Source organism: Janthinobacterium sp. GL_088 (assembly GCF_057837845.1).
In genome coordinates this window covers 2,438,458-2,463,912 of the sequence record NZ_CM174453.1, presented here as the reverse complement: position 1 = coordinate 2,463,912, position 25,455 = coordinate 2,438,458, and the positions used below count along the sequence as shown (strand labels likewise).

The window sequence follows — 25,455 nt, the reverse complement described above, 5'->3', positions numbered from 1 at the left end:
TGCCTCAGGGCGGCCCGTTTTTTTATCCAGCCACTTTAGGCTTGTCGATGCAATAACCGATCGCGTGCACGGTGCGTATCAAGTCCCGCCCCAGCTTCTTGCGCAGGTGGTGGATGTGCACTTGCACGGCATTGCTTTCCACTTCGTCACCCCAGCTGTACAGGTTTTTCTCCAGCTGTTCCCGGCTCAGCACCCGGCCGCCGTGTTCCAGCAGCAGTTGCAGGATGCGAAATTCCTTCACCGTCAGCAGCACGGGCAATCCCCCTTGCGTCACCTGCCGGTCCGCAATATCGAGCACCAGGTCGCCGTGCACGAGGTTTTCGCGCAGGCGGCCCGCGGCGCGGCGGCAGGCGCTGCGGATGCGCGCGGCCAGTTCGTCGAGGTCGAACGGTTTCACGATGAAGTCGTCGGCGCCCGCGTCGAGCCCGGCGATGCGCTCGCCCACCTGGTCGCGCGCCGTGACAACCAGCACGGCGCCGCTGTAGCCATTGTCGCGCAGCACGCCAAGCGCCTGCATGCCATCCTGTCCCGGCAAGCCCAGGTCGAGCAAAATGCAGCCATAGTCGTGCAGGCGCACGGCCGTGTGCGCGTGTTCGGCGCTCGTAACCCAGTCGACGGCATAGCCGCCCTGTTCCAGGCCGATCTGCGTGGCGCGGCCCAGCTGCGGGTCGTCTTCGGTCAGCAAGATGCGCATGGGGTGAGAAGCGGACGGACCGCTCAGTCCTTTTTCTTGATCAGGCCAGCCAGCGCGGCGAACGGATTGTGCGTGGCGGGCGCCACCTCGGCCGACAGCAGGCCGGCGCCACGGTCCGCTTCCAGGTAGCGCGAGTGCTCATTGTCGTGGCAATACAGGCACAGCAGTTCCCAGTTGCTGCCATCGGGCGGATTATTGTCGTGGTTGTGGTCGCGGTGATGCACGGTCAGCTGCTGCACGTTGGCGCGCGTAAATTCGCGCATGCAACGACCGCAGATCCACGGGTACATCTTCAGCGAACGCTCGCGGTAGCCGCTCTCGCGCTGGTCGGCGGCGCGGCGTGCTTCGGCCACGATCTTGTCCAGTCTTGCCGCGTCGGGCTTTTTACTCTGCATGACAACTTTCGATATGGGAGGTAGAAGTGCTCATTTTAATGAGGATGGGGGCGCAATTGTACTTTTTCTGCCACGGCGCCAGCCCGTGTCGCCGCCGGCGTGTTTTTTTTAGCGTGCGCGGCACCACAATTACTTGATTTAACGCAGAATAAGCCCAGCGACAGACCGCGAACAGACGATGGGCGTGGCGGCGACGGGCTTATGCGCAAGGCAGCCGATTTCGGCTATCATGCGCGCCACGCCGCCCCTCCCCTTTTCCATGACCCTAGCCTGCAAGCGCCCGTGATAGCGATAACAAGACCTCTGCAACGCCTTGCCCGCCGCCTGTACCGTCTCAGCCTGGTGCCCCTGTTCGCGCTCATTCTGCTGCTGGCGCTGTGGGCGGCCGTCTTTTACCAAGTGGGCCAGGAGCGGACCAGCGCCGTGCGCGACGCCGTGGCCGTCAGCCAGTCGCTGGCGCGGACCCTGGCCGACCATACCAGTTTCACCCTGCGCCAGACGGACCACGCCACGCAATTGTTCAAACTCAAATACGAGGAAACGGACGGCGGCCTGCGCCTGAATGAATTCACGCGCCGCCAGGGCCTGCTCGACAGCGTGCTGCCGTCGAAGCTGGCGTTGCCGATCGCCCTCGTCGACGCGCACGGCAATGTGCTCGACAGCGCCAACGCCTACCTGCCGGAAAACCTGGCAGGCCAGGCGTTTTTCAGGGCGCTGGCCGCGAATGCGTCCGACACGGCCCTGGTCGACACGCCCATGCTCGACGCCGGCAGCAAGCGCTGGACCATCCGTTTGGCGCGCCGCCTGAACGATGCGCAAGGCCGCTTTGCCGGCGCCATCGTCATCCTCGTCGACCCCACGTATTTTGTCGACGACTACGACCGCCTGAACCTCGATGAACAGGGCGCGCTGATGCTGGTGGCGCGCGACAGCGGGCTGACGGTGGGGCGCATCGGCGAGCAATTGATCCTCAGCGACCGCATCGACTTCCGCATGCCGGGAGCGCCGCAGCACGCCGCCGAAGAATTGCTGATCGAGCCGCCCGTCGATGCGACCTCGCGCATCTATAGCTACCACGAGCTGCCGCGCTACCCGCTGCTGGCCGTGGTGGGTGTGAGCCGCACCGTCGCCCTGGCGCGCTTCGAGCACCGCCGCCTCGTGTATGTCGGCGCGCTGCTCGCCGCCAGCGTACTCATTGCCGGCTTTACGGCCCTGCTGATGCGCCAGAGCGCGCGCCTGCGCCGCAGCATCCGCCAGGCCACGGAAACGCAAGCCTTGCTGCGCGCGGCGCACCAGGGCAGCCTCGATGCCGTGCTGCTGCTGAAAGCCTGGCGCCCCGCGCCGGGCAAGCCGGTGGAAGACTTCACCTTTGCCGACATCAACGAGCGGGCCGCCGACATGCTGGGCAAGCCACGCTCCGAGCTGCTGGGCCAGCGCGTGCTGCCGCTGATGCCGCTGCTGCGCGGCGAGCGTTTCTTCAAGCGCTTCGTGCTGGTGATGGAAACGGGCCAGCCGCTGGAAGATGAATTCGAGCTGCCGCTGGCCTCGGGCGGCACGCGCTGGCTGCGCCACCAGGTGGTGCCGATCGCCGACGGCGTAGCCGTCACCTCGCGCGACATCAGCGCGCGCAAGCACGACGAACTGGCGCTGCAGGATAACCGCAGCTTCCTGCAGTCGCTGATCGACCATTTGCCCGTGCTGGTCTACGTGAAAAGCGCGCGCCCGGAAAATTTCGGCCAGATGGAAGTGTGGAACAAGGCGGCCGAGGACATCACCGGCCACCTGGCCGCCGACGTCATCGGCAAGACCGATTGCCTGGCATTCCCGCCCGACTTCGGCCTGCACGATGCCGAGGACGACCGCGCCATCCTGGCCGAGCGCGGCGTCATCGACCATACGGAAAAGCCGCTGCGCCTGTTCGATGGCAGCCTGCGCTACCTGCGCGCCGTCTCCGTGCCCGTATTCGACGAGCGCCAGCAGATCGAACATATCCTGTGCATCGCCGAAGACATCTCGCAGCGCCGCCAGCAGGAGCTGGATCTGCGCCAGAAACAGGCCGAGCTGGCCGCCGTCAACGACGCCTCGCCGCTCGGGCTGGTGCGCCTGGACCGCCAGCGCCGCTGCACCTATGTCAACCGCACCTTTGAATCGATCACGGGCTTGCCGCGCGCGGCCGCCCTGGGCGCCGGCTGGACCAGTGCCCTGCACCCGGACGACTATCCGCTGATGCACGTGGCGCTGGAACAGCTCACGCGCAGCCATGCGCCGTTCCAGTCCACCCTGCGCTGCCTGCAGCGCGACGGCAGGCTGGTGTGGGTTTCCGTCAAAATCGCCCCCATCCTCATCGACGGCCAGATCGAAGGCTACGTGGGAACGCTGGACGACATCACCACCTTGCGCGAATCGGAAGTGGCGCTGCTGGAAAGCGAAGCGCGCCTGCGCACCATCGCCGACACCTTGCCAGCCATGATCGCCTACATCGACGCCGACCAGGTCTACCGCTTCCTGAACATCGCCTACGAACGCGAATTCGGCCTGACGGGCCGGCTGGTGCTGGGCAAGAGCGTGCGCGACACGGTGGGAGAGGCGCGCTACGGCACTGTGGCGCCGTATATCGAGCGCGTGCTGGCCGGCGAAACGTTGAGCTTCGAGGAAGAAGACGACAAGGAAGGCATCGAGCGCTGCATGGAAGTGATCTACATTCCGCAGATCGGCGAAGACAAGCTGCAGGTGGTGGGTTTTCACGTGATGCGCCAGGATATCACCGTGCAAAAGCGCGAAAAACAGCGCCTGCTGAAGCTGGCCCAGGTCGATGCGCTGACAGGCTTGTCGAACCGCGCCGGCTTCCAGCAAAAACTCAGCGACGCCATGCACGCGAGCCGTCAGCAGCAGCACCTGATGGCCGTCATGTACATGGATATCGACCGCTTCAAGCCCGTCAACGACACGCACGGCCACGGCACCGGCGACGCGCTGCTGCGCGCCTTCGCCCAGCGCCTGACGCAGACCATGCGCGCCACCGACATCGTCGCCCGCCTGGGCGGCGACGAATTCACCATCATCATGGAACAGATCACCCGGCCCGACGACGCGGCAGTGCTGGCGGAAAAAATCGTCGCCGCCATGCAGCAGCCGTTCGAACTCGATGGCATCACCGTGCGCATTTCCGCCAGCATCGGCCTGGCCTTCTACCGCGACGAAGACATTTCCCCCGCCGTGCTGCTGCAGCGGGCCGACGTGCTGCTGTACAAGGCCAAGCAGGATGGGCGCAATACATACAGAGCCGGCGCCTTGACGGCTTGATTTAGCCGCTGGCGCCTGGCGCGAGTCTGACCCCTATCATTCCTGCTATATTGGCGCCTGTCTTCCCTACCCTTGGCCCACCATGCGCCTGCTGCACACTTCCGACTGGCATCTGGGCCAGACCCTGCACAATTTTGAAAGGGGCTACGAACACCAGCGCTTCCTCGACTGGCTGCTCGACACGCTCGTCGCCGAACAGGTCGACGTGCTGCTCGTCGCCGGCGACGTGTTCGACAATGCCAATCCTTCCGCCGCCTCGCAAAAGCAGTTGTATGTATTCCTGCAGCAGGCGCGCGCGCGCCTGCCCGCGCTGCAGCTGGTCGTCGTCGCCGGCAACCACGATTCGGCCGGCAGGCTGGAAGCGCCCGGCCCCCTGCTGGCCGCGCATGGCACGCACGTCATCGGCCATGTGCTGCGCAACGACGATGGCCAGATCGACCTGGAGCGCCTGCTGCTTCCGCTCACCGGCAGCGATGGGCAAGTGCAAGCCTGGTGCCTGGCCGTGCCCTTTTTGCGCCCCGGCGACGTGCCGAAACTGCCGGCCGGCGATACGCAGGATGCCTACCTGGGCGGCATCGCCCTGCTGTACCGCCAATTGACGGACCTGGCGCTGGCGCGCCGCCAGCCCGGACAAGCCATCATCGCCTTGGGCCACTGCCACATGGTGGGCGGCGAAATGTCGAACGATTCCGAGCGCCGCATCGTCATCGGCGGCACGGAGATGCTGCCCTCGGGGATTTTCGATACCGCCATCGCGTATGCAGCGCTGGGCCATTTGCACAAGGCGCAGGCCGTGGGCGGCCAGGAGCACATCCGCTACTGCGGCAGCCCGATTCCCCTGTCCTTCGCGGAAGTACACTACCGCCACCAGGTGCTGTGCCTCGATATCGACGGCGACACCTTGCAGTCCGTGCGCGCCATCGAGGTGCCGCGCGCCGTGCCCCTCTTGCGCGTGCCCGCCACGCCGGCGCCGATAGACGAAGTGCTGGCGCAGCTGGTCGCCCTCGACGTCGCCGATTCCCCCGCCGAAGCGCAACCCTTCCTGGAAGTGCGCGTGCGCCTCGATGCGCCGGAACCGGGCCTGCGCACGCGCATCGAAACGGCGCTCGACGGCAAGCCGGTGCGCCTGGCGAAGATCGAAACGTCGAGCGCCGCGCGCAGCAGCGCACCCGAGAACATGACGCTCGACCAATTGGGCCAGCTGCAGCCCGACGATATCTTCCGCCGCCTGTACCTGCAAAAATACGGCAAGGAAGCACCACCCGAACAACTGTCGGCCCTGGCCGAACTGCTGCTGCCCGGCGCGTGAGCGCAACTGAAGAACCATGAAAATCCTGAAAATCAGCGGTAAGAACCTGGCCTCGCTGGCCGGCGAATTTGAAGTCGACTTCCAGCAGGAACCGCTGGCGTCATCCGGCCTGTTCGCCATCAGCGGTCCCACGGGTGCGGGCAAGAGCACCTTGCTCGACGCCCTGTGCCTGGCCCTGTACGACGCTACGCCGCGTTTGCTGAAAGTGCTGGGACGGGGCAGTGCTCTGCCCGACGTGGGCAAGGAAACCGTCAACGCCCAGGATACGCGCACCCTGCTGCGCCGCGGCACGCCGGACGGTTACGCGCAAGTCGACTTCGTCGGCAACGACGGCGCAAGCTACCGCGCGCGCTGGAGCGTGCGCCGTTCGCGCACCAAGGCGGAAGGCGCGCTGCAGGCGACCGCCATGAGCTTGCACCAACTGCCCGCGCTGCAGCCCATCGGCGGCACCAAGACGGAAGTCAAGGAAGAAATCGAAAAGCGCATCGGCCTGTCGTTCGACCAGTTTACGCGCGCCGTGCTGCTGGCGCAGAACGAATTCTCAACATTCCTCAAGACGGAAGACAATGAGCGGGGAGAATTGCTGGAAACCCTGACGGGCAGCAGCATCTATACCGACATTTCCATGCGCGCCTTCGAACGGGCGAAAAAGGAAAAACAGGTTCTCGAACGCCTGGGCGAAAAACTGGCCGACCAGCGCCCCCTGTCGCCGGAAGAACGGGCAGAAACGGCAACCTTGGGCGAGGCGGCCGAAGCGGCCCTGCAACACATCGACTTGCGCAAGGCCGTACTGGAACTGCAGCAGCGCTGGCACCAGGAGACGCACAAGCTGCAAAGCCAGGCAGCGGCGGCGCAAGCGACGCTCGATGGCGCGGATGCCGACCGCGCCGCTGCCGAAGCGCGCCGCGCGGCGCTGGCGCAGTGGGAATTGCTGCAGCCGGCACGGCCCCTGATCGACGACGTAGAGCGCCTGGCCGGCGAGATCGCCAGCACCGGCGCCGCGCTGGAAGCGTCGCGCCTGCAGGCCGCGCAAGCCGTGGCCAGCGAAACGCAACTGGCGCAGGCCGTGCAGCTGGCGTCAGCGGCCTTGCTGGCCAGGGAAGCGGCGCAGCGCGACGCGGCCCCCCTGCTCGACCAGGCAAAGGCGCTCGATGCCGGCATTGCAGCCCACTTGCCGGCGCACCGCCAGGCCAGGGAAGCGGCCCTGACGGCCGACCAGGCCAACGAGGCGGCGCGCACCGCGCTGCACGATCTGCAGCAACGCCAGCAGGCCATGCAAGCGGAGCAGGAAACGGGCGGCCTGTGGCTGGCGTCGTACCAGCACTGGCAAGCGCTGGCCACGTCGTGGCAATTGTCGGACCAGTTGTTCGCCCAGGCCGGGCAAGCGGCCGCGCAAGCAGATGCGGCCGACGCCAGCATGGCAGCATCTGCGCGCCAGGTGCGCCTGGCCCTTGACGCCACCCAGGCGGCCCAGGCGGCGCAGGCCAGCGCCGCGGCCGTCCTGACGCTGCGCGATACCGAGCGACGCGAGGCGCTGGCGGCCATGCAAGCCATCGACGGCCAGGGGCTGCAGGAACAGCGCGGCCAGCTGGAGACGCACGCGCGCATGTTGAGCAGCGCGGAAAAAACCTGGAGCGAACTGGCGCGCCAGCAGCAGGCGCTGGCGCACTGGCAAGCGAGGGCAGCCCAGCTGACGCAGGCCGCGCAAACGGAAAGTACGGCACTGGCGGCGGAAGCGGCGCAAACGGCGCTGCTGGAAGCGCGCCTGGCGCAGGCGGAAAAATCCTTGAAGGGCGCCGAAGCGGCATGCGCGGTCAGCGTCGAGCAGCTGCGGGCCAATTTGCAGGACGAGCAGCCCTGCCCTGTCTGCGGTGCGCTGGAACACCCGTACAGCCACGCCGATCACGCCTTGCAGGCGATGCTGGCCAGCTTGCAGGATGAGGTGCTGGATTGCCGCACGCAGGCGCGCGGCAATCTGGAACGGCTGGCCACGCACAAGGCGGCACTGGCCGCCCATATGCACGAACAGGCGCAGACGGCGGAAGAACTATCTGCACTGCCGTCCATCATCGACAGCCTGAATGCACAGTGGCAGCCGCATGCCGACACCCTGCAACTGCCGCAGGAAGAGCAGCGCGCGGACTGGTTCACACAGCAGCTGGCGGCCAATGCGGCAGGCTTGCAGGCGCTGGCGCGGCAGGAAACGGCGCTGCGCCAGGCCAGTACACTGCGCGAGCAGGCGCAGGCCGCGCATGAACTGGCGTCCAGCGACCACGCGCGCTGCACAAGCACCGTCGCCGAGGCGCAAGCGCGGCTGGCCCACCTTCAGGCGCAGCAAGCGGGCAACGCCGACAAGGGCGAGACGGCGCGCGCCGCGCTCGATGCCTTGCTGGCGCAGCTCGATGCCGCGTTTGCCGATGTGGAAGGCGCCGAAGGGTGGAAAGACAACTGGCGCGCCGGTCCCGCCGCCTTCCGCGCGGCGCGCGAAACGGAAAGCCGGCAATGGCTGAAACAGCAGGCGGACCAGGACCAGCGCAGCCACGCGCTGGCGACCCTGGCCGCGCAGCTGGAAGCGGTGCTGCTGGCCGCCGGCAAAGCGCAACACACGGCGCAGGAGACCCACGCCGCCTTTGCCGCCGCCGACAAGCAGCGCACGGCACTGCAAGCGCAGCGCAACGCGCTATGGCAGGGTCAGGCCGTGGCCGAGGTGGAACGCAGCCTGGCAACGGCCGTCGCGCAGGCCAAAGAACAGCTGGCGCAGCAGCAAACGGCGGCGCAGTCGGCCAGCCAGCAACGCACGCGCCTCGACGAAGCGTGCGCGCAGCTGTCGCAGCGCCTTGCCACCCTGCGTGAACAGGAACACGGCGCCACCGGCGCCCTGCACGACTGGCTGCAGCAGTTCCGGCAGCTTCACTCCGGCCATGCGCCCGCCACGCTCGACGAGCTGCGCGCGCGCCTGGCTATCGCGCCGGAAGCCATGCGCGCCGAGCGCGACGCCCTGCAAGTGATCGCCGATCGCCACACGGCGGCCGTTTCCGTGCTGGCCGAGCGCCGGCAACAGTTGGCGGTGCACGTGCAGCAGCCGCCGCAGGCGCTGGAAATGGACGTGGCAGTCCTGCAGGCCGCACTCGACGCGCTGGTGCAGGAACGCCAGACAGCCAACCAGGAAGCGACGCGCTTGCGCCTGGCCATCGCGCAGGACGATGCGCGGCGCCACAGCGCGCAAGCGATGCTGGCGCAGATCGAGGCGCAAGCCGTCATCGAGCGGCGCTGGGCCAGCCTGAATGAATTGATCGGCTCGGCCGACGGCAAGAAATTCCGCAACTACGCGCAGCAATTCACCTTGGAAGTGCTGCTCGGTTATGCCAACGCGCACCTGAACCACCTGGCGCGCCGCTATCAACTGGAACGCATCGACAACCCGAACAATCCGTCGCTTGGCCTGATGGTGCGGGACCAGGACATGGGCGGCGAACTGCGCTCCGTGCATTCGCTGTCGGGCGGCGAATCGTTCCTCGTCTCGCTGGCCCTGGCGCTGGGCCTGGCCTCGCTGTCCTCGAACCGGGTGCGCGTGGAATCGCTGTTCATCGACGAGGGCTTCGGCAGCCTGGATACGGAAACCCTGCGCGTGGCCATGGATGCGCTCGACGGCTTGCAAGCCATGGGCCGCAAGGTGGGCGTCATCTCGCACGTACAGGAAATGACGGAGCGCATCGCCACCCGCATCCTCGTGCAGCCGGGCTCCGGCGGCAAGAGCGTGGTGACGGTGCGCTGAGTCGCTAGCGGCTGGCCGGCTCCCGGCACAACTTGAGCATATCCCAGCCCAGTTCACGGCGGATCTGCTCGGGGTCGGGCGGAGGCCGGCGTTGTGCCAGCTCGGCTTTCAGCCACTTCCTGACCAGCTCTTTGGCGGGCTGTACAGGCTTTTCCTTGTCATGCTTGTCCATGGTGCTACCTCTTCAATGGCGGTCAGACGACCTCCTATATACGCTCAACGTCACGGCGCGGATTCAGTTGACGCGCGCGTGGCGCAGATGCAACAACGTGTAACGATGGCCGGAGTGCGTTAAAATCGCCGCCTTCGCGTAGAGGAACTCTACGCCCCGCAACAGTTCAAGGAAACCCATGAAAGCCGCCCGCAGCCTCACCTTCAAGTGCGTAAAATGTCACAAATCCATGCAGGTCTACCTGCAAAAAGTCTCCGCCTGCTCGCATATCCAGCCGTACCAGGGCATTTGCGCATGCGGCGAACTCAAGCGCCACGCCACGGGCCAGGCAGATGCCGTCAAATCCTACCTGGAGTCGGCAGACGGTAGCTGGTCGCACCACCACTAATGGTTAAAGAATGGGCGTAGAACGCCGTTAATAACGGTACTTCGCTCATTGAGAAACCGCCATGTCCCAGCTTCCCGCACTTGCCAGCCGTCAACCCGCCTCGAATACGCTGGCTGGCCAGCAGCCGTCCCGCACGGGCAGCAGCGCCACGGGTCTCACCGCTTCGCCCCTGATGCAGCGCACGGCGCAAGACGTGGTGGCGCTGTCGAAGAATGGCCTGGACCTGTCGGCCAGGGGACTGTCGCAACGGACCGATGCGCTGGGCAACGCCACTGTCGACGTGGCGCAGGATTTTCTGAGCAACATGACGCGCCAGCTGTTCGGCGACGGCGCCAGCGTCGCCTTCGATTCGGTCGACCTGCAGGCCGGAGCCAGCTTCAGCAGCGGCAGCGCCAGCGTCTCGGGCGCGGGCGGCAACAGCCGCGCGGCCGCCTTCAGCCTCGATGAAAACGCGCATTTCATCGGCAAGGGCAAGATCACGACGGCCGATGGCCAGACCTTCGACTTCGAAGTGGAAGTGCAATATCAATCGAACATCAGCGCGGGCATGCTTGAGCAAAACCAGGACGTAACGCCGGAAGCCACAGCATCCGATGACGGCGCCCTGCCCGCCAAAGAATTGCCCGACACGCATTTCGCCGGCAATCTGTACGACCTGTTCAAGCTGCTGGGCCAGCAATTGCAAAGCAATCTCTATCAGGGCACGTCCGATGGCGCCAGCGGCAAGGATGGCGACCTGGCGGGCAGCCTGAGCTTGCGTTTGCTCAAGCTAGTGCAGCCGGACGCAGCGGTCGAAGCCCACAAGGAAGAGCAGGCGCGCGCCCGTGCGCTGGCACTCGCCTATGGCACCGACACCGCTAGCAGCACGGCCAGCAACGTATAATGGAAGACGGCCTGCGCAGGCGACCATGCCGCGCGCCCACCTTCTATCGATTGAATCCCATGTCCGACACTTCTTCACCTACCGTTCATCCGCAGATCCACTGGAGCGAAAACGGCGCCGAGCATTCGGCCCGCTGGCGCTCGGAAAGCGGCATGCCGCCGCCCAAGCGCGTCGTCATCGCCGATGACCGCACGACGGCCGACCAGGCTTACCGCCTGGCCTGCGAAGGCACGGCCATGCTGTGGCGCGGCGACTTCCAGAATGCGCGCCAGCTGCTGCAGGCGCTGGCGCGGCGCGCCGACCACAAGAACGACAAACCGAGCAAGAAGGCCAAGGCCGCCAAGCTCGTAAAACCGGAACCGTCCGCCACGGAAGCCTTCCATTTGCACCGCCAGGCGCAGTCGCAGCGCGCCCGTACCCTGGCCATGCTGCTGCTGCCTTTCGATGCCGATTACATGATCCCGTTGCGCCGCGCGCCGGACGTGAAACTGGCGTGCAATGAAGCGTATGGCCGCGGTGAAGAGCCGTTTATCGCATCGCTGCGCGAACTGCTGGGCCTGATCGGCGCGCACGAATGGCGCCGCACGGGCGTGGAACTGCCAGCCCTGGGCCAGCGCATCCACCCGCATTACGGCGTCTTCGCGCCCATCCGCGGCGAATACGTGGGCCTGGTAGCCGATGCGCCGCTGCCTGCGCGCGCCAAGCTGGCCTTCGATATCGGTACGGGCACGGGCGTGCTGGCCGCCGTGCTGGCGCAGCGCGGCATCCAACGCATCGTCGCCACCGACCAGGACCCGCGCGCCCTGTCCTGCGCACGCGAAAACCTGGCGCGCCTCGATTTGATCGACAAGGTCGACGTGGTGCAGGCCGACCTGTTCCCCGCCGGCCGCGCGCCGCTCGTCGTGTGCAATCCGCCATGGCTGCCGGCCCGCCCCAGTTCGCCGATCGAATACGCCGTCTACGATCCGGACAGCCGCATGCTGCGCGGCTTCCTCGCCGGCCTGGCCGACCACCTGGAGCCAGGCGGCGAAGGCTGGCTGATTTTGTCGGACCTGGCCGAGCACCTGGGCCTGCGCCCGCGCGCGCAATTGCTCGAATGGATACAACAGGCGGGCTTGAAGGTCATCGACCGCCTGGACGTGAAACCCACGCACCCGCGCGCGCAGGATGCGACGGACAGCCTGCACGCGGCCCGCTCGCAGGAAATCACGTCGCTGTGGCGCCTGGCGGCAGCGTAATCCAGCCAGCCATTGCGCATTGCAGCAAACCCCGCTATAATTCGCCTGCGGGGTGGAGCAGTCTGGCAGCTCGTCGGGCTCATAACCCGAAGGTCACAGGTTCAAATCCTGTCCCCGCAACCAATATATGAAAGCCGCTGATTCTTGCAAAGGGATCGGCGGCTTTTTCCATTGCGGCGCAGTATGTCCATGCCCCACATGCACACCAAATGCATTGCGCTCTTTCGCAATGCAACAAACTCGGTTATAATTCGCCTGCGGGGTGGAGCAGTCTGGCAGCTCGTCGGGCTCATAACCCGAAGGTCACAGGTTCAAATCCTGTCCCCGCAACCAATACATAAAAACCGCTGACTCCTGCAAAGGAATCAGCGGTTTTTTCATTCCAGGCCTGGTCCGCTCACGCGGTGATGGTAACGCTGGCCCTGATCTGCCTGGCCGCCGCATGCAGGCTGGCCGCCACCCGTTCCAGCTTGTCGGCGCCCGCCGTTTCGGCCAGCGCGGCAAAGGCGCTGATATGAAACGTGGCCACCATCGCCGGCGACACTTCGAGCTCCAGCGCCGTCTTGCTCAATTCCGTCGACGCCTCGAGGTAAGGCTCGCTGCCCGCCTCGAACGCCTGCTTCGTTTCCAGCAATTCCTGGCCGCCCTCCGCCTTGGCCAGACAAGCATCGACCTTTTGCTGGAAGGCCGGCAAGGTGTCGCGCACGGGGCCGGGTTCAGGCGCCGCTTCGGGTTCCGCTGGCGCAGGAGCGGCTGCGGCCGGCTTGTCCGCCACCGGTATGTCGCGCAAGGTCAGCCAGCGCTCGACGGCGAGGAAATCGGCAAACGGCTCGGCCACCTTGGGATTCATCAGCCAGACCTCGCCCGTGCGCCAGTCGATCCGGGCACCGCGCTCATTTCGCGCCAACAGGATATCCTTGCCGCCATCGGCATTCGACACGCGGCCGATGTCGAGCCAGTTCATCAGTTCCGCCTGGCGCGACATCGCGTTGACCCGGTGAAAAAAGGCCAACCATAAGAATCTGGCGACCAGGAGAACCAGGGCACCGCCAACCATCCACATCATTTTTCGCTCCGCACCACATCGACAAGCCGCATTTTCTCACATGAAAGCTTGCGCCAAGGAAACTTTTACATCTGCCGTGCGCGGACGCAAATCCGGCGCCGTGCGCAGCCTGGACACGCAGTCGCATTTCAGCAACGCCGCGTTTTCCTGATTGCCGGGTGCGCGCCGCTAGGCTATTATGAGAACAATTCTCATTTAGATTAAACCAGACTGTACGCATGCTGTCCGCCCCTTCCCCGCCATCCGATTTCCAGGCCCTGTATGCCGAGCACCACTCCTGGCTGCTGCACTGGCTGAAACGCCGCCTGCACGATGCGGGGCTGGCGGGCGACCTGGCGCAGGATACCTTCATCAAGATCTTCGTTGCGCGCAGCAGTGCCGGGATCGCGCAGCCGCGCCCCTTCCTCGCCACCATCGCCAAGCGCCTGCTGGCCAATCACTGCCGGCGCGAAGCGCTCGAACGGGCCTACCTCGACGCCCTGCTGCACCAGCCGCAAGCCTGCACGCCTTCGCCGGAAGCGATGTCCCTCCTGCTCGAATCGCTGCAACTGATCGACCGCGCGCTGGACCAGCTGTCCGCCAGGGCCAGGGCCGCCTTCCTTCTGGCCCACCTGGATGGCATGACCTATGCCGAGATCGCCGCCGAACTGGGCACCAGCACGCATTCCGTCAAAAAATACCTGAGCAAGGCCAACCTGCTGTGCTTTTTTGCCGTGCCCGATTTTGCCTCGCCCTGACATGCGCGGCGCCACCGTCTACGCCCAGGGCCAGCCCATCGACCTGGCCATCGCCATGCAGGCGGCCGAATGGCTGGCCACCCTGATGAGCGGCGCAACAACGCCGGCGGAAAAAGCGGCCTGGCACGAGTGGCGCCAGGCGCACCCCGACCATGAACGGGCATGGCAACACATCGAAAGCGTCAGCGGCGGCTTGCGCGAACTCGATGCGCAGGCCAGCCGCAAGGCGTTGACACAGCGCTCCCGTCCTGCCTCGACCATCTCGCGCCGCCGCAGCCTGCAATTGCTGGCGTGGACAGCCACCATCGGCCTCACGGGCTGGTTCGGCGCGCGCTCGGACTCTGCGCCCGTCCTTGCCCGCGCCGCGCTGGCCGACCTGTCCACGGGCGTGGGCGAACGCCGCGAGCTGGCCCTGCCCGACGGCAGCCGTCTGCACCTGAACAGCGGCAGCGCCGTGAACATCCGTTACACGGGCACGCAGCGCCTGCTGCAACTGGTGCAGGGCGAAGTGTTCATCGCCACGGCTCGCGAAACGGGCCGCCCTTACCGCCCCTTCCTCGTCGACACCGCGCAAGGCCAGGCGCAGGCGCTGGGCACGCGCTACTCGGTGCGCCAGGCGGATGGCAGCACCCTGGTCGCCGTCGAGGAAGGCGCCGTCCGGCTGATGCCGCGCCATGGCAACGCCAGCCCCGTGCTCCGCGCGGGCCAGGGCGGCGGCATGACGGCGCACGATGCCCTGCCCGCGCACGCCGTCTCGCCCGACATCTGGGCCTGGCGCCAGGGTTTGCTGCTGGCCGACGCCATGCCGCTGCGCGACTTCCTGCATGAACTGAGCCGCTACCGCCACGGCTTGCTGGGCTGCGACGACGCCGTCGCCGGCCTGCGCATCTCCGGCGTCTTCCCGCTGGACGACCTGGACGCCGTGCTGCTGTCGCTGCCCGATTCGTTGCCGGTGGACGTGCGCCTGCGCACGCGCTACTGGGTGCAGGTGGAAGCGCGCCCGCAGCGCTGAAAATATATTTTGACGCCGGCGCAAAAAAAAGTACCCGCTTTCGTTTCTCGCGTGACCTGTGTAGGCAACGTTCTTTTTGACGACTACACCACAAGGTAACCATGTCTCTTGCCATTCATTCCAAGCCGCGCATCAAGCGCATGGCGCATGCCATTCAACTCGTCTTCATCGGTTCGGCCCTGCTGCTGAACGCCCAGGCGCCGGCCCTGGCGCAGGAAAGCGCGGCCGCCGCTGCGGCCAGCCTCGACTTCCAGGTGCCGGCCGGCGACCTGGCCACGGCGCTGCGCCAGGTCGCCAGCCAGTCACGTGTCATCCTCAGCTTCACGCCGGAGCAGACGCGCGGCAAGACGTCGGCCGGCTTGAGCGGCCGCCACGACGTGCTGGCCGCTCTGAACGGCGTGCTGCGCGGCACGGGCCTGAAGGCCGAGCGCAGCGCCAACGGCAGCTATGTGCTGCGCCCGGCCGATGCTGCGGCGGGTGGCGAAGCGATGGCGATGATGCCGGAAGTGTCGGTCAAAGCGCAGCAGGATGCGACGGAAGGCTCGGGCGCGTATGTCTCCACCCTGCCGATCACCACGGCCACGCCGCTGGGCCTGTCGATCAGGGAAACGCCGCAGTCGGTCAGCGTCATCACGCAGCAACGCATGCAGGACCAGGGTTTGAACACGATCGCGCAAGTGATGGCGCAGACGCCGGGCATCACCCTGTTCTCGCTGGGCAGCGAACGCACGGGCTTTACTTCGCGCGGCTATTCGATCACCAATTACCAGCTCGATGGCGTCAGCACGCATTCGGAAAACCTGGGCCTCAATGCGATACCGTCGCAAAGCCTGGCCGACATGGCGCTGTACGACCGCATCGAAGTGCTGCGCGGCGCCTCGGGCCTGATGACGGGCGCTGGCGACGCCTCGGGCGCCATCAACATGGTGCGCAAGAAGCCGACGGCGCAGTTCCAGGCCTCGGTCGAGGGCGAGCTGGCTTCCCACGATGAGCGGCGCGCCATGGCCGACGTCTCGGGTCCGCTTAACGAGACTGGCACCGTGCGCGGCCGCCTGGTGACGGTGTACGAAGAAGGCGACAGCATCATCGACGGCTACAGCCGCGACAAGAAAGTGGTCTACGGCGTGGTCGAAGCGGACCTGTCACGCGACACGAAGCTGACGGCCGGCGTCACGCACCAGCGCAAGCGCTCGAACGGATCCTTGTCCTACCTGGGCTTCCCCCTGTTCTACAGCAATGGCGTCATGACGGACCTGCCGCGCTCTTTCAGCCCGGCCGCCAAGTCGAATAGCTTCGACACCAATTCGACCGACCTCTTCGCCACCGTGGAGCACGCGCTGGCCAACGACTGGAAGCTGAAGATCTCGGCCAACCGCGTGCAATCGTCGCAGGAAGAACGCGCCGTCTACCTGAGCGTCAGTGGCGGCTTTCCCGACCAGGCCACGGGCGATGGCCTGCGCTTGAACGCCGACTACCGCGACTACCAGCTTCAGGTCAACAGCGTGGACGTCAATGTGCGCGGGCCGTTCAGCGCGTTTGGCCGCCAGCACGAGCTGGTGCTGGGCATGGACTACAGCGAATTTCAAAGCACGACCGATGGCCGTTTCGACCGGGGGGTCGAAAACACGCCCGTCAACCTGTACCGCTGGAATCGCACGGCAACGCCCGTGTTTGGCGGCACCACCGTCATCTACGACAGCACGCGCCGCCAGGCCAGCGCCTACGCGGCCAGCCGCTTCAACCTCTCCGAACGCCTGAAACTGATCGCCGGCGCCAAGGTGCTGCGCTACAGCGAGAACTACATCTCGGACGCGCCGTCCGTGAATTTTTACAGCGCGTCCCCCGCCTCGGAGAGCCGTGTCTTCACGCCGTATGGCGGCCTCGTATTCGACATCGACGGCACGCACAGCGCTTACGCCAGCTACTCCACCATCTACCAGCCGCAAGCATCGCAAGACCGCTATGGCAAGCTGCTGGCGCCGCGCGAGGGCAAGACCCTGGAAGCGGGCGTCAAGAGCGGCTGGTTCGATGGCCGCCTGAACACCTCTGCCGCGCTGTACCAGATCCGCCAGAGCAATCTGTCCGAATCGGACCCCGGCTACACCGTGCCTGGCACGAACAATCCTGCCAACCGCGCCATCCAGGGCGCCAAGACCCAGGGCGTGGACCTGGAAGCGACGGGCGCCATCACGCCGGACTGGAATATTTCGGCATCGTGGTCGTACAGCCAGACGGAAAACAATGCTGGCAAGGCCATCCTGACCACCTTCCCGCGCCACCTGGTGAAACTGTGGACCACTTACCGCCTGCCCGGCGAGCTGCATCGCCTGACGGTGGGTGGCGGCATGAACTGGCAGAGCCGCGTGTATTCCGACATCGACGCATGGCAGATCAACAGCACCATGCACTGGGAACAGAAGGCATACTCGGTGGCCAGCCTGATGGTGCGCTACGACGTCAACGACAAGCTGTCGGCCACCGTCAACGTGGCCAACCTGTTCGACAAAAAATACACGGCTTCCGTGTCGGACTGGTGGTACTCGGGCATGTATGGCCCGGCGCGCAAGGTGGCGTTGAGCGTGCGCTATCAATTCTAGGCCGGGCTGAATATTTCACATTGGCGCAGGGCCGGTGATACAATTTTCCCGCTTCACGGGCGTTGCCGGCCATTGCCGTCAACGCCCGTGCCCATAGAGACACCCAAGGAGAATGTGTGAAGGACCTCGCCCCCGCCCTGCCAGCCGATCCGGCCGACCAACCCGCCAATCCCTCGCGCCGGCGCATTTTCCAGGCCGCTTCCGCAGTCGGCCTGGCCGCCAGCCTGCCGGCGCTGGCCGACGCCGCGCCAGCCAAAAAGACCATCGCCAAAGGTTCGCTCGACGCGAAACTCAAGGCGCACGTCAAGAACGTGGTCGTGATCTACCTGGAAAACCGCAGCTTCAACAACCTGTTCGCCAACTTCCCCGGCACCAGCGCGCCCCTGTCCGCCGTCACGGCGGAACAGGCGCAGCAACTGGACCGCGATGGCAAGCCGCTGGCCACCCTGCCGAAAATCTGGGGCGGCCTCGTGCCGAACCAGCAAAATATCGGCGGCATCGATTACCTGATCAAGGAAGAGCAGATTTCCGGCCTGCCGAACGCGCCCTACAAATTGAGCGACGCAGCCGGCAAGCCCCTGCCCGAGAGCATCATCACGCGCGACCTCGTGCACCGCTTCTATAACAACCAGATGCAGATCAACGGCGGCAAGAACGACGGCTTTGCCGCGTGGGCCGACAGCGGCGGCCTGGTGATGGGCCATTACGGCGAAACGTCGAAAAACCTGAACCTGTGGCAGATCGCCGAGCAGTACACCCTGTGCGACAACTTCTTCATGGCGGCCTTCGGCGGCTCCTACATGAACCACCAGTTCCTCGTCACGGGCCGCGCCAACGAATACTTCAATGCTTCCGAGACGGCGGCGAAGAAAAAGATCGCCGTGCTGTCCGACGGCCCGCAAGGCGTGCGCCTGGCGATCTCGCCCGACTGCCCCGCCTCGGCACTGGACGGCAAGCCGAAATACGTCAATGATGGCGCCCTCACGCCGGACGGCTATGCCGTCAACACCATGGCGCCGCCATATCAACCGAGCTATATCCGCCCCGCGTTTGACGGCGACCCGCTGCATGCCGATCCGGCCGACGCGAATACCCTGCCGCCGCAAACCTACGACACCATCGGCGACCTGCTGTCGCGCAAGGGCGTCAGCTGGGCGTGGTATGGCGGCGGCTGGCAAGCGGCGCTCGACCACAAGGGCGGCGGCAGCAAACCGAACTTCCAGTTCCACCACCAGCCGCTGAACTACTTCAAGCAGTTCGCGCCCGGCACTGCGGCGCGCGCCGAGCACCTGCGCGATGGCGGCACGGGCGACAGCCCGATCTCGAACAAATTCCTCGCCGCCGCCGTGGCGGGCAAGCTGCCGGCCGTGACCTTCTACAAGCCGCAGGGCAATCTGAACCTGCACGCCGGGTACTCGGATATCGAATCGGGCGACCAGCACGTGGCCAACGTCATCCAGCATCTGAAGGAATCGCCGCAGTGGAAAGACATGATCGTGGTGATCACGTTCGATGAAAACGGCGGCTGGTGGGATCACGTGGCGCCTCCAAAAGGCGACCGCTGGGGTCCGGGTACGCGCATTCCCGCCATCGTCATCTCGCCGTACGCGAAGAAAGGCGCCGTCGACCACAGTTTTTACGACACGACGTCGATCCTGCGCCTGATCACGCGCCTGCACGACCTGCCGCTGCTCGAAGGCCTGAAAGTGCGCAATGACGCCTTCGCGTCCCGTGGCGCGCTGCCGCCGGGCGACTTGACCGGTGCCCTGAGCTTCCGCTGATAGGCAACAGCGCATCCCACAATGCGGCACGCCTGTGATACACTGCGTGCCGCACTTAAATCCGCAGGACAAGTTTTCCTGCAGCTTGTCCCAACAATGAGCCCGACTCCAGTAGCCGGGCTTTTGTTTTGTGGATGAAGTTAAAGCGTATAGACATAGGCAGGCAGCACCTTGCCCGCCCCTTGGCTTTCGCAGGCCAGGGACTGAGGTTAGCAAATGAGAGACAAAAAAGACAACGCCACCATCGACTTGCCCGGCTTCGGCCCGCCGCCAGCGCACGAGGCGCCAGAGCCGGCGCCGGAGCCGCAGCGCCGCGCGCGCGCGCGCAAGGTGGCGCTGAAGCAGGTGCAGCTCGAATTGCTGGAGCCGACCGACGCCACGGGCTTGCCCGTCTGGACGCGCGACGCCGGCCTTGACCTGACCGGTTTGCCCATCTGGGCGCCCGACAATTAGTATCCATGCCGGCGGCCGTTTGCCGCCAGCTTCCACACCACCATCCGCACAAGGGCGTAGAACGCCTGTAGACTGTGCCCATCCACCCGCTTTTTACCGGTTCCCGCCCATGAATGCCACTACCACTTCCTTTTCCAGCCTGCCGCTGACGCCCGCCTTTTTGGCCAACCTCGATTCGCTCGGCTACCACGAGATGACCACCATCCAGGCGCAAAGCCTGCCGGCGGTACTCGATGGCCGCGACCTGATCGCCCAGGCGAAAACGGGCAGCGGCAAGACCGCCGCCTTCGGCATCGGCATCCTGCACAAGCTCAATCCGGCCTGGTTTGCCGTGCAAGGCCTGGTGCTGTGCCCCACGCGCGAACTGGCCGACCAGGTGGCCAATGAGCTGCGCCGCCTGGCCCGCGCGGCTGGCAACATCAAGATACTGACCCTGACGGGCGGCGCGCCGATGCGCCCGCAAATCGCCTCGCTGGAACATGGTGCCCACATCGTCGTCGGCACGCCGGGCCGCATGCGCGACCACCTGGGCCGCGGCACCATCAACCTGAATCACGTGCAAACCCTGGTACTCGATGAAGCCGACCGCATGACGGACATGGGCTTTTACGAGGAAATCGCCGGCATCGTCAGCGCCTGCCCGGCGCGCCGCCAGACCTTGCTGTTCTCGGCCACGTATCCGGAAGACATCCGCCGCGCCACGGCATCGTTCCTCGTCAATCCGCTGGAAGTGACGGTCGAGGCGCAGCACGACAACGAAAAGATCGAACAGCGCTTCTATGAAATCGGCTTCGACGAGCGCAATGGCGCCGTCGGCAAGCTGCTCAAGCACTTCAAGCCGGAATCGACCCTGGCCTTCTGCAACACCAAGGTGCATTGCCGCGAACTGGCCGAAGAACTGCGCCAGCAAGGCTTTTCCGCGCTGGCCCTGTACGGCGAGCTGGAACAGCGCGAGCGCGATGAAATCCTCGTGCTGTTCGCCAACCGCAGCTGCTCCGTGCTGGTGGCCACCGACGTGGCCGCGCGCGGCCTCGATATCTCCGACCTGGGCGCCGTGATCAACGTCGACGTGTCGAAGGACACGGAAGTGCACATCCACCGCATCGGCCGCACGGGCCGCGGCAGCAAGAAGGGCCTGGCCCTGTCGCTGTGTGCGCCGAACGAAAAAAAATGGGTCAAGCTGATCGAGCAATACCAGAACAGCGCCGCCGAATGGCACGACCTGAAGGAACTGGCCGAAGATGACGGCATGGAAGCGCTGCCGGCGCCAATGGTCACCCTGTGCATCATGGGCGGCAAGAAGGACAAGCTGCGTCCAGGCGACTTGCTGGGCGCGCTGACGGGCGACGCCGGTCTCACCAAGGAGCAAGTGGGCAAGATCAACGTGTTCGAGTTCATGACCTACGTGGCGCTGGACCGCAAGGTGGCAGAGGCTGCCTTCAAGCGCCTCAACGCAGGCAATACCCTGGGCCGCGACTTCGGCAACATCAAGGGCCGCAGCTTCAAGATGCGCTTTATCGAAGCGTAAGCACCGGCAAGGCACGCAGGGCCGCCATGGCCCTGCGTCCCGGATAATCTTCCCACACGGGATACTCCCGGCGGTAGTAGCAGTTCCAGTAGCTGATGGCGCGCCGCTCCAGGGTGGCCACATACGCGGGATTTTCCCGCAGGTAGCGCACCAGCGCCTGCGCATTCCAGGCCGGCAGCGCCGACCCGATTCTCTCGACAATCTCCAGCACGTACTCACCGCACAGGTGCACGACGAAGGGCACCGTCCATGCCCGCTCCTGCAGCAACAGCTGTTTTAAGCACGCTTCGCGCACGTGACCATCATGGTGGCGCGTGCCCAGGCACAGGGCGATCACGCCCGCGTCGCCGGGCAGCCGCGTGCAGGCCAGCAACCGCTCGCGGTCGTAATACGTGCGCGTCGGGATCAACAAGGCCTGTCCATCCTGGCGCACGGCAAATGGCGGGTGCGCGTGGCTGCTCCCCAGCGCGGGCAGCAGCTGCGCCACCGTGCCGGCCAATGCGGCCGGAAAGGCATCCGCTTCAGCCATCGCCAGCTTCCTTGCACACCTTGCGCACGCCCAGCGCGGGTTTATCCACCTTTTCAAAGATCACATTCGAATACCATTCGGCAGGATCGCCTTCGGTGGGCTTGCCCAACGAGATATAAAAGCCGCCGTGGGTGAACAGGGCCGTGGTTTCCTTGCCGGGCTTGGCCGCCTGCAGGAAGATCGGCCAGGCCGCCCTGTCGACTGGCGTAAACCGCGCGGCCAGCAGCGCCAGCAGGCGCGCATGCGTGGCCGGCGCATACGGGAACAGGTACAGGTACTCGACCAGTTCACCGCCGTCCGCCAGGCGCGTGACGGCCGATGTCGCCGTATCCACTTCACTGCCAAAACGACAGAGCACCCCGCCGCTGTAGGCGAAATCGATGACGGTCGCCGGCGCGCACGCCTGCCGTTCGCGATCGATGCCGACGGGCGGCAGCGCGCGCACTTGCGCCAGCAGCGCCTCGCCGGAGGTGGCCAGCGCGGGAAAGCCGGGGCAGGCGCTGGCCGCCTGGACGGAGTTCGACAAGGCAAGGCAAAAACTCAATAGCAGCAAACGACGCTTCACGGCATCTCCAGTTTCATCAGGCGGCCATTATGCATGGCCGCCACAGATACGGCCACACGCTCACAGGGGACGCGCCTGCTGCCCCTGCGGCGTATCGTCGATGTCATAGCCGGCCGCGCGCGCCAGTGCGCGCAAGCGGTCGGCCTCGGCCCACTGGCGCTGCGCGCGGGCGAGGGCCCGTTCCGCCATCCACGCCTGCACTGGCTGCGGCACTGCCACCTGCGCCGGCTGCCAGGCCAGCAGATCGAGCCCCAGGGCAGCATCGAAGCGCGCCATGGTGGTCTTTTTGACGGCGTCCGGCAGCTCGCTTTTCAACAGTTCCCAGGCCACGGCCAGCGCGCGCGGGAAGTTCAGGTCATCGTTGATCTGCGCCGCGAAACGCGCCAGCCATGCAGGATCAGGAGCGGCCTCCCCCTGCGCTTCGCCAAGGCCATGTACGCTGACCCGCAGGCGCGCCAGGCCGCTGCTGGCGGCACGCAGGGCGTCGTCCGTGAAATTGAGGCTGCTGCGGTAGTGGGCGCCCAGGCACAGGTAGCGGTAGGCCAGCGGATCGACGCCCTGCTCCACCAGGCTTTGCAAGCGTAAAAAGTCGCCCGAGGATTTCGACATCTTCGCGTCCTGTGTTTTCAGGAAGGCACCGTGCAGCCAGAAGTTGGCCAGGCGCGTGCCGTGGCGCGCTTCCGTTTGCGCGATCTCGTTGCTGTGGTGGACGGCCACGTGGTCTTCGCCGCCGCAATGGATGTCGAAATACGCACCCAGGTGCTTTTCCGCCATGGCCGAGCATTCGATATGCCAGCCCGGAAAACCCAGGCCCCACGGGCTGTCCCATTCCATCTGCCGCTGTCCCGGCACGCCGCTGAACTTCCACAGCGCAAAGTCGCAGATGTCGCGCTTCTCGCCCAGGTCCACGCGCTTGCCCGCCTGCAGGCCGTCGCGGTTCAGGCGCGCCAGTTTTCCGTAACTGTCCTGGCGCGTCGTGTCGAAATAGATGCCGTCGTCCGTGCGGTAAGTGTAGCCCTTCGCTTCCAGGTCGAGAATAAATTCAATCTGCTCCGCGATGTGGTCCGTGGCGCGGCACCAGACGGTGGGCGGCAGAATATTCAGCGCGCGCAGATCGCCCTCGAACGCGCGCGTGAATTCGACGGCGATATCCCAGGCCGACTTGCCGCTGCGGGCGCTGCGTGCCTCGATCTTGTCGTCGCCGCTGTCCGCATCCGATGTCAAATGGCCCACGTCCGTGATGTTCATCACGTGGCGCACCTGCAAGCCGTTGAACTCGAGCGCGCGGCGCAAGCCGTCGACGAACAGATAGGTGCGCAGGTTGCCGATGTGCGCATAGTCGTAGACGGTGGGGCCGCAGGCATACACGCCAGCCTTGCCGGGGGCGATGGTCTCGAAGGGCCGCAGGCTGCGGCTATACGTGTCGTACAAATGAAGTGTCATGCGGGGCTTTCATGCGCGTTGCGGAAAAAGAAAATGGCCACAGGTTTTTCAACACTGTGGCCATCGGAATGAGGAGTAAAAGTTTAACGGCGCCGGGCCGCATCCTCGCGAAGCCAGGTACACGGACACAGCGCAGCAGCGGCGCGGTATGCAAGGACTGGATGGAGGATGGAAGAGCTCATGGGGGAGAATATCGCATGTGTGCCGGCGGGCCGTCAAGCCCTCCCGCGACGCGGGCCTACTTTTTCGCCTGCTCGATATGCGGCAGCAGTACCGTCAGGATGCCCAACAGCGGCAGGTAGGAGCAGATTTTATACACATAGGCGATGCCCGACACGTCGGCCAGGTGGCCCATCGCGGCCGCCGCGATGCCCGAGACGCCGAACATCAGGCCAAAGAATATCCCCGCGATCATGCCCACCTTGCCCGGCACCAGTTCCTGCGCAAAGACGACGATAGCGGAAAAGGCGGACGAAATCACGAAACCGATGATCACCGTCAAGACGGCCGTCCAGAACAGGTCGACGTACGGCAGCAGCAGGGTAAATGGCGCGGCGCCTAGGATGGAAATCCAGATCACGCGCTTGCGGCCGATGCGGTCGCCGATGGGGCCGCCCATAAAGGTGCCGGCCGCCACCGCGGCGAGGAAGAGGAACAGATACAACTGGGCATCGCCGAGCGACAGGTGAAATTTGTCGATCAAATAAAACGTGTAATAGCTCGACAGGCTGGCCATGTAGATGTACTTCGAGAACACCAGCAGGGCCAGCACACCCAGCGCGCCAATCACCTTGTTGCGCGACAAGTTAGGGCCATGGCCGCCCGTCTTCGGCTTGAAGCTGGCCAGGTGGCCGCTATACCAGTGGCTGACCTTGTACAGCACCCCGATGGCCAGCACGGCCAGCAGGCTGAACCAGGCGACATTGCCGTGGCCACGGTTCACAATGACGGCCGCCGCCAGCAGGGGGCCCAGGGCGGAGCCGACATTGCCGCCCACCTGGAACAGCGACTGGGCAAAGCCGTAGCGTCCGCCGGACGCCATGCGCGCCACGCGCGACGCCTCCGGGTGGAAGGTCGACGAACCGACGCCGATCAGGCCAGCGGCGATCAGCAGGGTCGGGAAGGTCGAGACGATGGACAGCATCAGCACGCCGGCCAGGGTAAAGCACATGCCGACCGGCAACAGGAATGGCAGCGGACGGCGGTCCGTGTACAAGCCGATCCACGGCTGCAGCAACGATGCCGTGCACTGGAACGTCAGGGTAATGAGGCCGACCTGGGTAAAACTGAGTGAAAACTCGGCTTTCAGCATCGGATAAATCGACGGCAATAATGCCTGGATCAAGTCATTGAGCAAATGCACGAAGGCGACAGCGCCCAGGATGTGCATGGCCAGACCGGATTGTTGTTGGGAACTTTGAAGCGAGGGAGCCGCCGGCACGGGCGTGGCCAATGCTGGGGCAGGTGTAGTTGTGTGCATGTGTCATCCGCAATAATCGGGCACGGCGGGCGGCCCGGCAAAGAAGCCAGTATAGTATGGTCGCTGAACTGATAACTTCCAATAATCGTCGCCCAAGTGACAACCAA

Annotated in this window: 20 protein-coding genes and 2 tRNA genes; 14 read left to right on the top strand and 8 right to left on the bottom strand. The window is 65.3% G+C overall.

Annotation, left to right across the window (positions count from 1 at the left end):
• Positions 1-22: 22 nt before the first annotated feature.
• Both AC3IQ7_RS11340 and AC3IQ7_RS11335 read right to left on the bottom strand, forming a co-directional pair.
• Positions 23-694: a response regulator gene (locus AC3IQ7_RS11340; protein ID WP_489209598.1), complete on the bottom strand. Its 672-nt coding sequence runs from the start codon at positions 692-694 to the stop codon at positions 23-25.
• A gap of 23 nt (positions 695-717) precedes the next feature.
• A complete protein-coding gene (locus tag AC3IQ7_RS11335; RefSeq protein WP_099380144.1) occupies positions 718-1,089 on the bottom strand; it encodes a YajD family HNH nuclease in 372 nt (123 codons plus the stop codon).
• A 282-nt stretch (positions 1,090-1,371) separates the two neighbouring features.
• Between AC3IQ7_RS11335 and AC3IQ7_RS11330 the strand changes: the two genes are divergently transcribed.
• The 3 genes from AC3IQ7_RS11330 (at position 1,372) to AC3IQ7_RS11320 (ending at position 9,476) form a co-directional block, all read left to right on the top strand.
• Entirely contained in the window at positions 1,372-4,392 is a 3,021-nt protein-coding gene (locus tag AC3IQ7_RS11330; protein ID WP_489209595.1) for a PAS domain-containing protein, read from the top strand.
• Between the two features lie 82 nt (positions 4,393-4,474).
• Entirely contained in the window at positions 4,475-5,701 is a 1,227-nt protein-coding gene (locus AC3IQ7_RS11325) for an exonuclease SbcCD subunit D C-terminal domain-containing protein (RefSeq protein WP_489209593.1), read from the top strand.
• Positions 5,702-5,717: 16 nt separating this feature from the next.
• Positions 5,718-9,476, top strand: a complete 3,759-nt coding sequence (locus tag AC3IQ7_RS11320) for an AAA family ATPase (protein ID WP_489209591.1) — start codon at positions 5,718-5,720, stop codon at positions 9,474-9,476.
• Positions 9,477-9,480: 4 nt separating this feature from the next.
• Here the strand turns inward: AC3IQ7_RS11320 and AC3IQ7_RS11315 are convergent, their stop codons facing one another.
• Positions 9,481-9,648 carry a hypothetical protein gene (locus AC3IQ7_RS11315; RefSeq protein ID WP_168208539.1) on the bottom strand — a complete coding sequence of 56 codons (168 nt, stop codon included), beginning with the start codon at positions 9,646-9,648 and terminating at the stop codon, positions 9,481-9,483.
• 178 nt (positions 9,649-9,826) lie between these two features.
• On the opposite strand from AC3IQ7_RS11315, the gene AC3IQ7_RS11310 reads away from it, so the two are divergent.
• The 5 genes from AC3IQ7_RS11310 (at position 9,827) to AC3IQ7_RS11290 (ending at position 12,490) form a co-directional block, all read left to right on the top strand.
• The gene (locus AC3IQ7_RS11310; protein ID WP_034755039.1) at positions 9,827-10,036 is read left to right on the top strand and encodes a hypothetical protein; all 210 of its coding nucleotides are present in this window, start codon (positions 9,827-9,829) and stop codon (positions 10,034-10,036) included.
• Between the two features lie 61 nt (positions 10,037-10,097).
• Positions 10,098-10,919: a hypothetical protein gene (locus AC3IQ7_RS11305; protein WP_489209589.1), complete on the top strand. Its 822-nt coding sequence runs from the start codon at positions 10,098-10,100 to the stop codon at positions 10,917-10,919.
• A gap of 59 nt (positions 10,920-10,978) precedes the next feature.
• A complete protein-coding gene (locus AC3IQ7_RS11300) occupies positions 10,979-12,157 on the top strand; it encodes a class I SAM-dependent methyltransferase (RefSeq protein ID WP_322428119.1) in 1,179 nt (392 codons plus the stop codon).
• Between the two features lie 46 nt (positions 12,158-12,203).
• A tRNA-Met gene (locus AC3IQ7_RS11295) sits at positions 12,204-12,280 on the top strand.
• Between the two features lie 133 nt (positions 12,281-12,413).
• A tRNA-Met gene (locus AC3IQ7_RS11290) sits at positions 12,414-12,490 on the top strand.
• A gap of 64 nt (positions 12,491-12,554) precedes the next feature.
• Here AC3IQ7_RS11290 and AC3IQ7_RS11285 read toward each other — a convergent pair.
• On the bottom strand, positions 12,555-13,121 hold the full coding sequence (locus AC3IQ7_RS11285; RefSeq protein ID WP_489209586.1) for a hypothetical protein: 567 nt from the start codon (positions 13,119-13,121) through the stop codon (positions 12,555-12,557).
• A gap of 320 nt (positions 13,122-13,441) precedes the next feature.
• Here AC3IQ7_RS11285 and AC3IQ7_RS11280 point away from each other — a divergent pair, with 320 nt between their 5' ends.
• From AC3IQ7_RS11280 to dbpA, 6 genes are all read left to right on the top strand, one after another.
• Positions 13,442-13,960: a sigma-70 family RNA polymerase sigma factor gene (locus AC3IQ7_RS11280; RefSeq protein ID WP_099380151.1), complete on the top strand. Its 519-nt coding sequence runs from the start codon at positions 13,442-13,444 to the stop codon at positions 13,958-13,960.
• 1 nt (position 13,961) lies between these two features.
• Positions 13,962-14,972 carry a FecR domain-containing protein gene (locus AC3IQ7_RS11275; RefSeq protein ID WP_489209584.1) on the top strand — a complete coding sequence of 337 codons (1,011 nt, stop codon included), beginning with the start codon at positions 13,962-13,964 and terminating at the stop codon, positions 14,970-14,972.
• A 101-nt stretch (positions 14,973-15,073) separates the two neighbouring features.
• The gene (locus AC3IQ7_RS11270) at positions 15,074-17,569 is read left to right on the top strand and encodes a TonB-dependent siderophore receptor (RefSeq protein ID WP_489209582.1); all 2,496 of its coding nucleotides are present in this window, start codon (positions 15,074-15,076) and stop codon (positions 17,567-17,569) included.
• Positions 17,570-17,685: 116 nt separating this feature from the next.
• Positions 17,686-19,350: an acid phosphatase gene (locus tag AC3IQ7_RS11265; RefSeq protein ID WP_278318414.1), complete on the top strand. Its 1,665-nt coding sequence runs from the start codon at positions 17,686-17,688 to the stop codon at positions 19,348-19,350.
• Positions 19,351-19,566: 216 nt separating this feature from the next.
• Complete coding sequence (locus tag AC3IQ7_RS11260) at positions 19,567-19,803, top strand: hypothetical protein (protein WP_436542263.1); 237 nt, start codon at positions 19,567-19,569, stop codon at positions 19,801-19,803.
• Between the two features lie 109 nt (positions 19,804-19,912).
• Positions 19,913-21,331, top strand: a complete 1,419-nt coding sequence (gene dbpA / locus AC3IQ7_RS11255) for an ATP-dependent RNA helicase DbpA (RefSeq protein WP_489209579.1) — start codon at positions 19,913-19,915, stop codon at positions 21,329-21,331.
• Here the strand turns inward: dbpA and AC3IQ7_RS11250 are convergent.
• From AC3IQ7_RS11250 to AC3IQ7_RS11235, 4 genes are all read right to left on the bottom strand, one after another.
• Positions 21,318-21,860 (bottom strand): hypothetical protein, encoded by a 543-nt coding sequence (locus AC3IQ7_RS11250; protein ID WP_489209577.1) that lies wholly within the window; start codon positions 21,858-21,860, stop codon positions 21,318-21,320. The genes dbpA and AC3IQ7_RS11250 overlap by 14 nt on opposite strands.
• The gene (locus tag AC3IQ7_RS11245) at positions 21,853-22,425 is read right to left on the bottom strand and encodes a hypothetical protein (protein ID WP_158301341.1); all 573 of its coding nucleotides are present in this window, start codon (positions 22,423-22,425) and stop codon (positions 21,853-21,855) included. The genes AC3IQ7_RS11250 and AC3IQ7_RS11245 overlap by 8 nt, the downstream gene beginning before the upstream one ends.
• Before the next feature lie 60 nt (positions 22,426-22,485).
• Positions 22,486-23,868, bottom strand: a complete 1,383-nt coding sequence (cysS, locus tag AC3IQ7_RS11240) for a cysteine--tRNA ligase (protein ID WP_489209574.1) — start codon at positions 23,866-23,868, stop codon at positions 22,486-22,488.
• Between the two features lie 238 nt (positions 23,869-24,106).
• Entirely contained in the window at positions 24,107-25,348 is a 1,242-nt protein-coding gene (locus tag AC3IQ7_RS11235) for an MFS transporter (RefSeq protein ID WP_099380160.1), read from the bottom strand.
• Between the last annotated feature and the right edge of the window lie 107 nt (positions 25,349-25,455).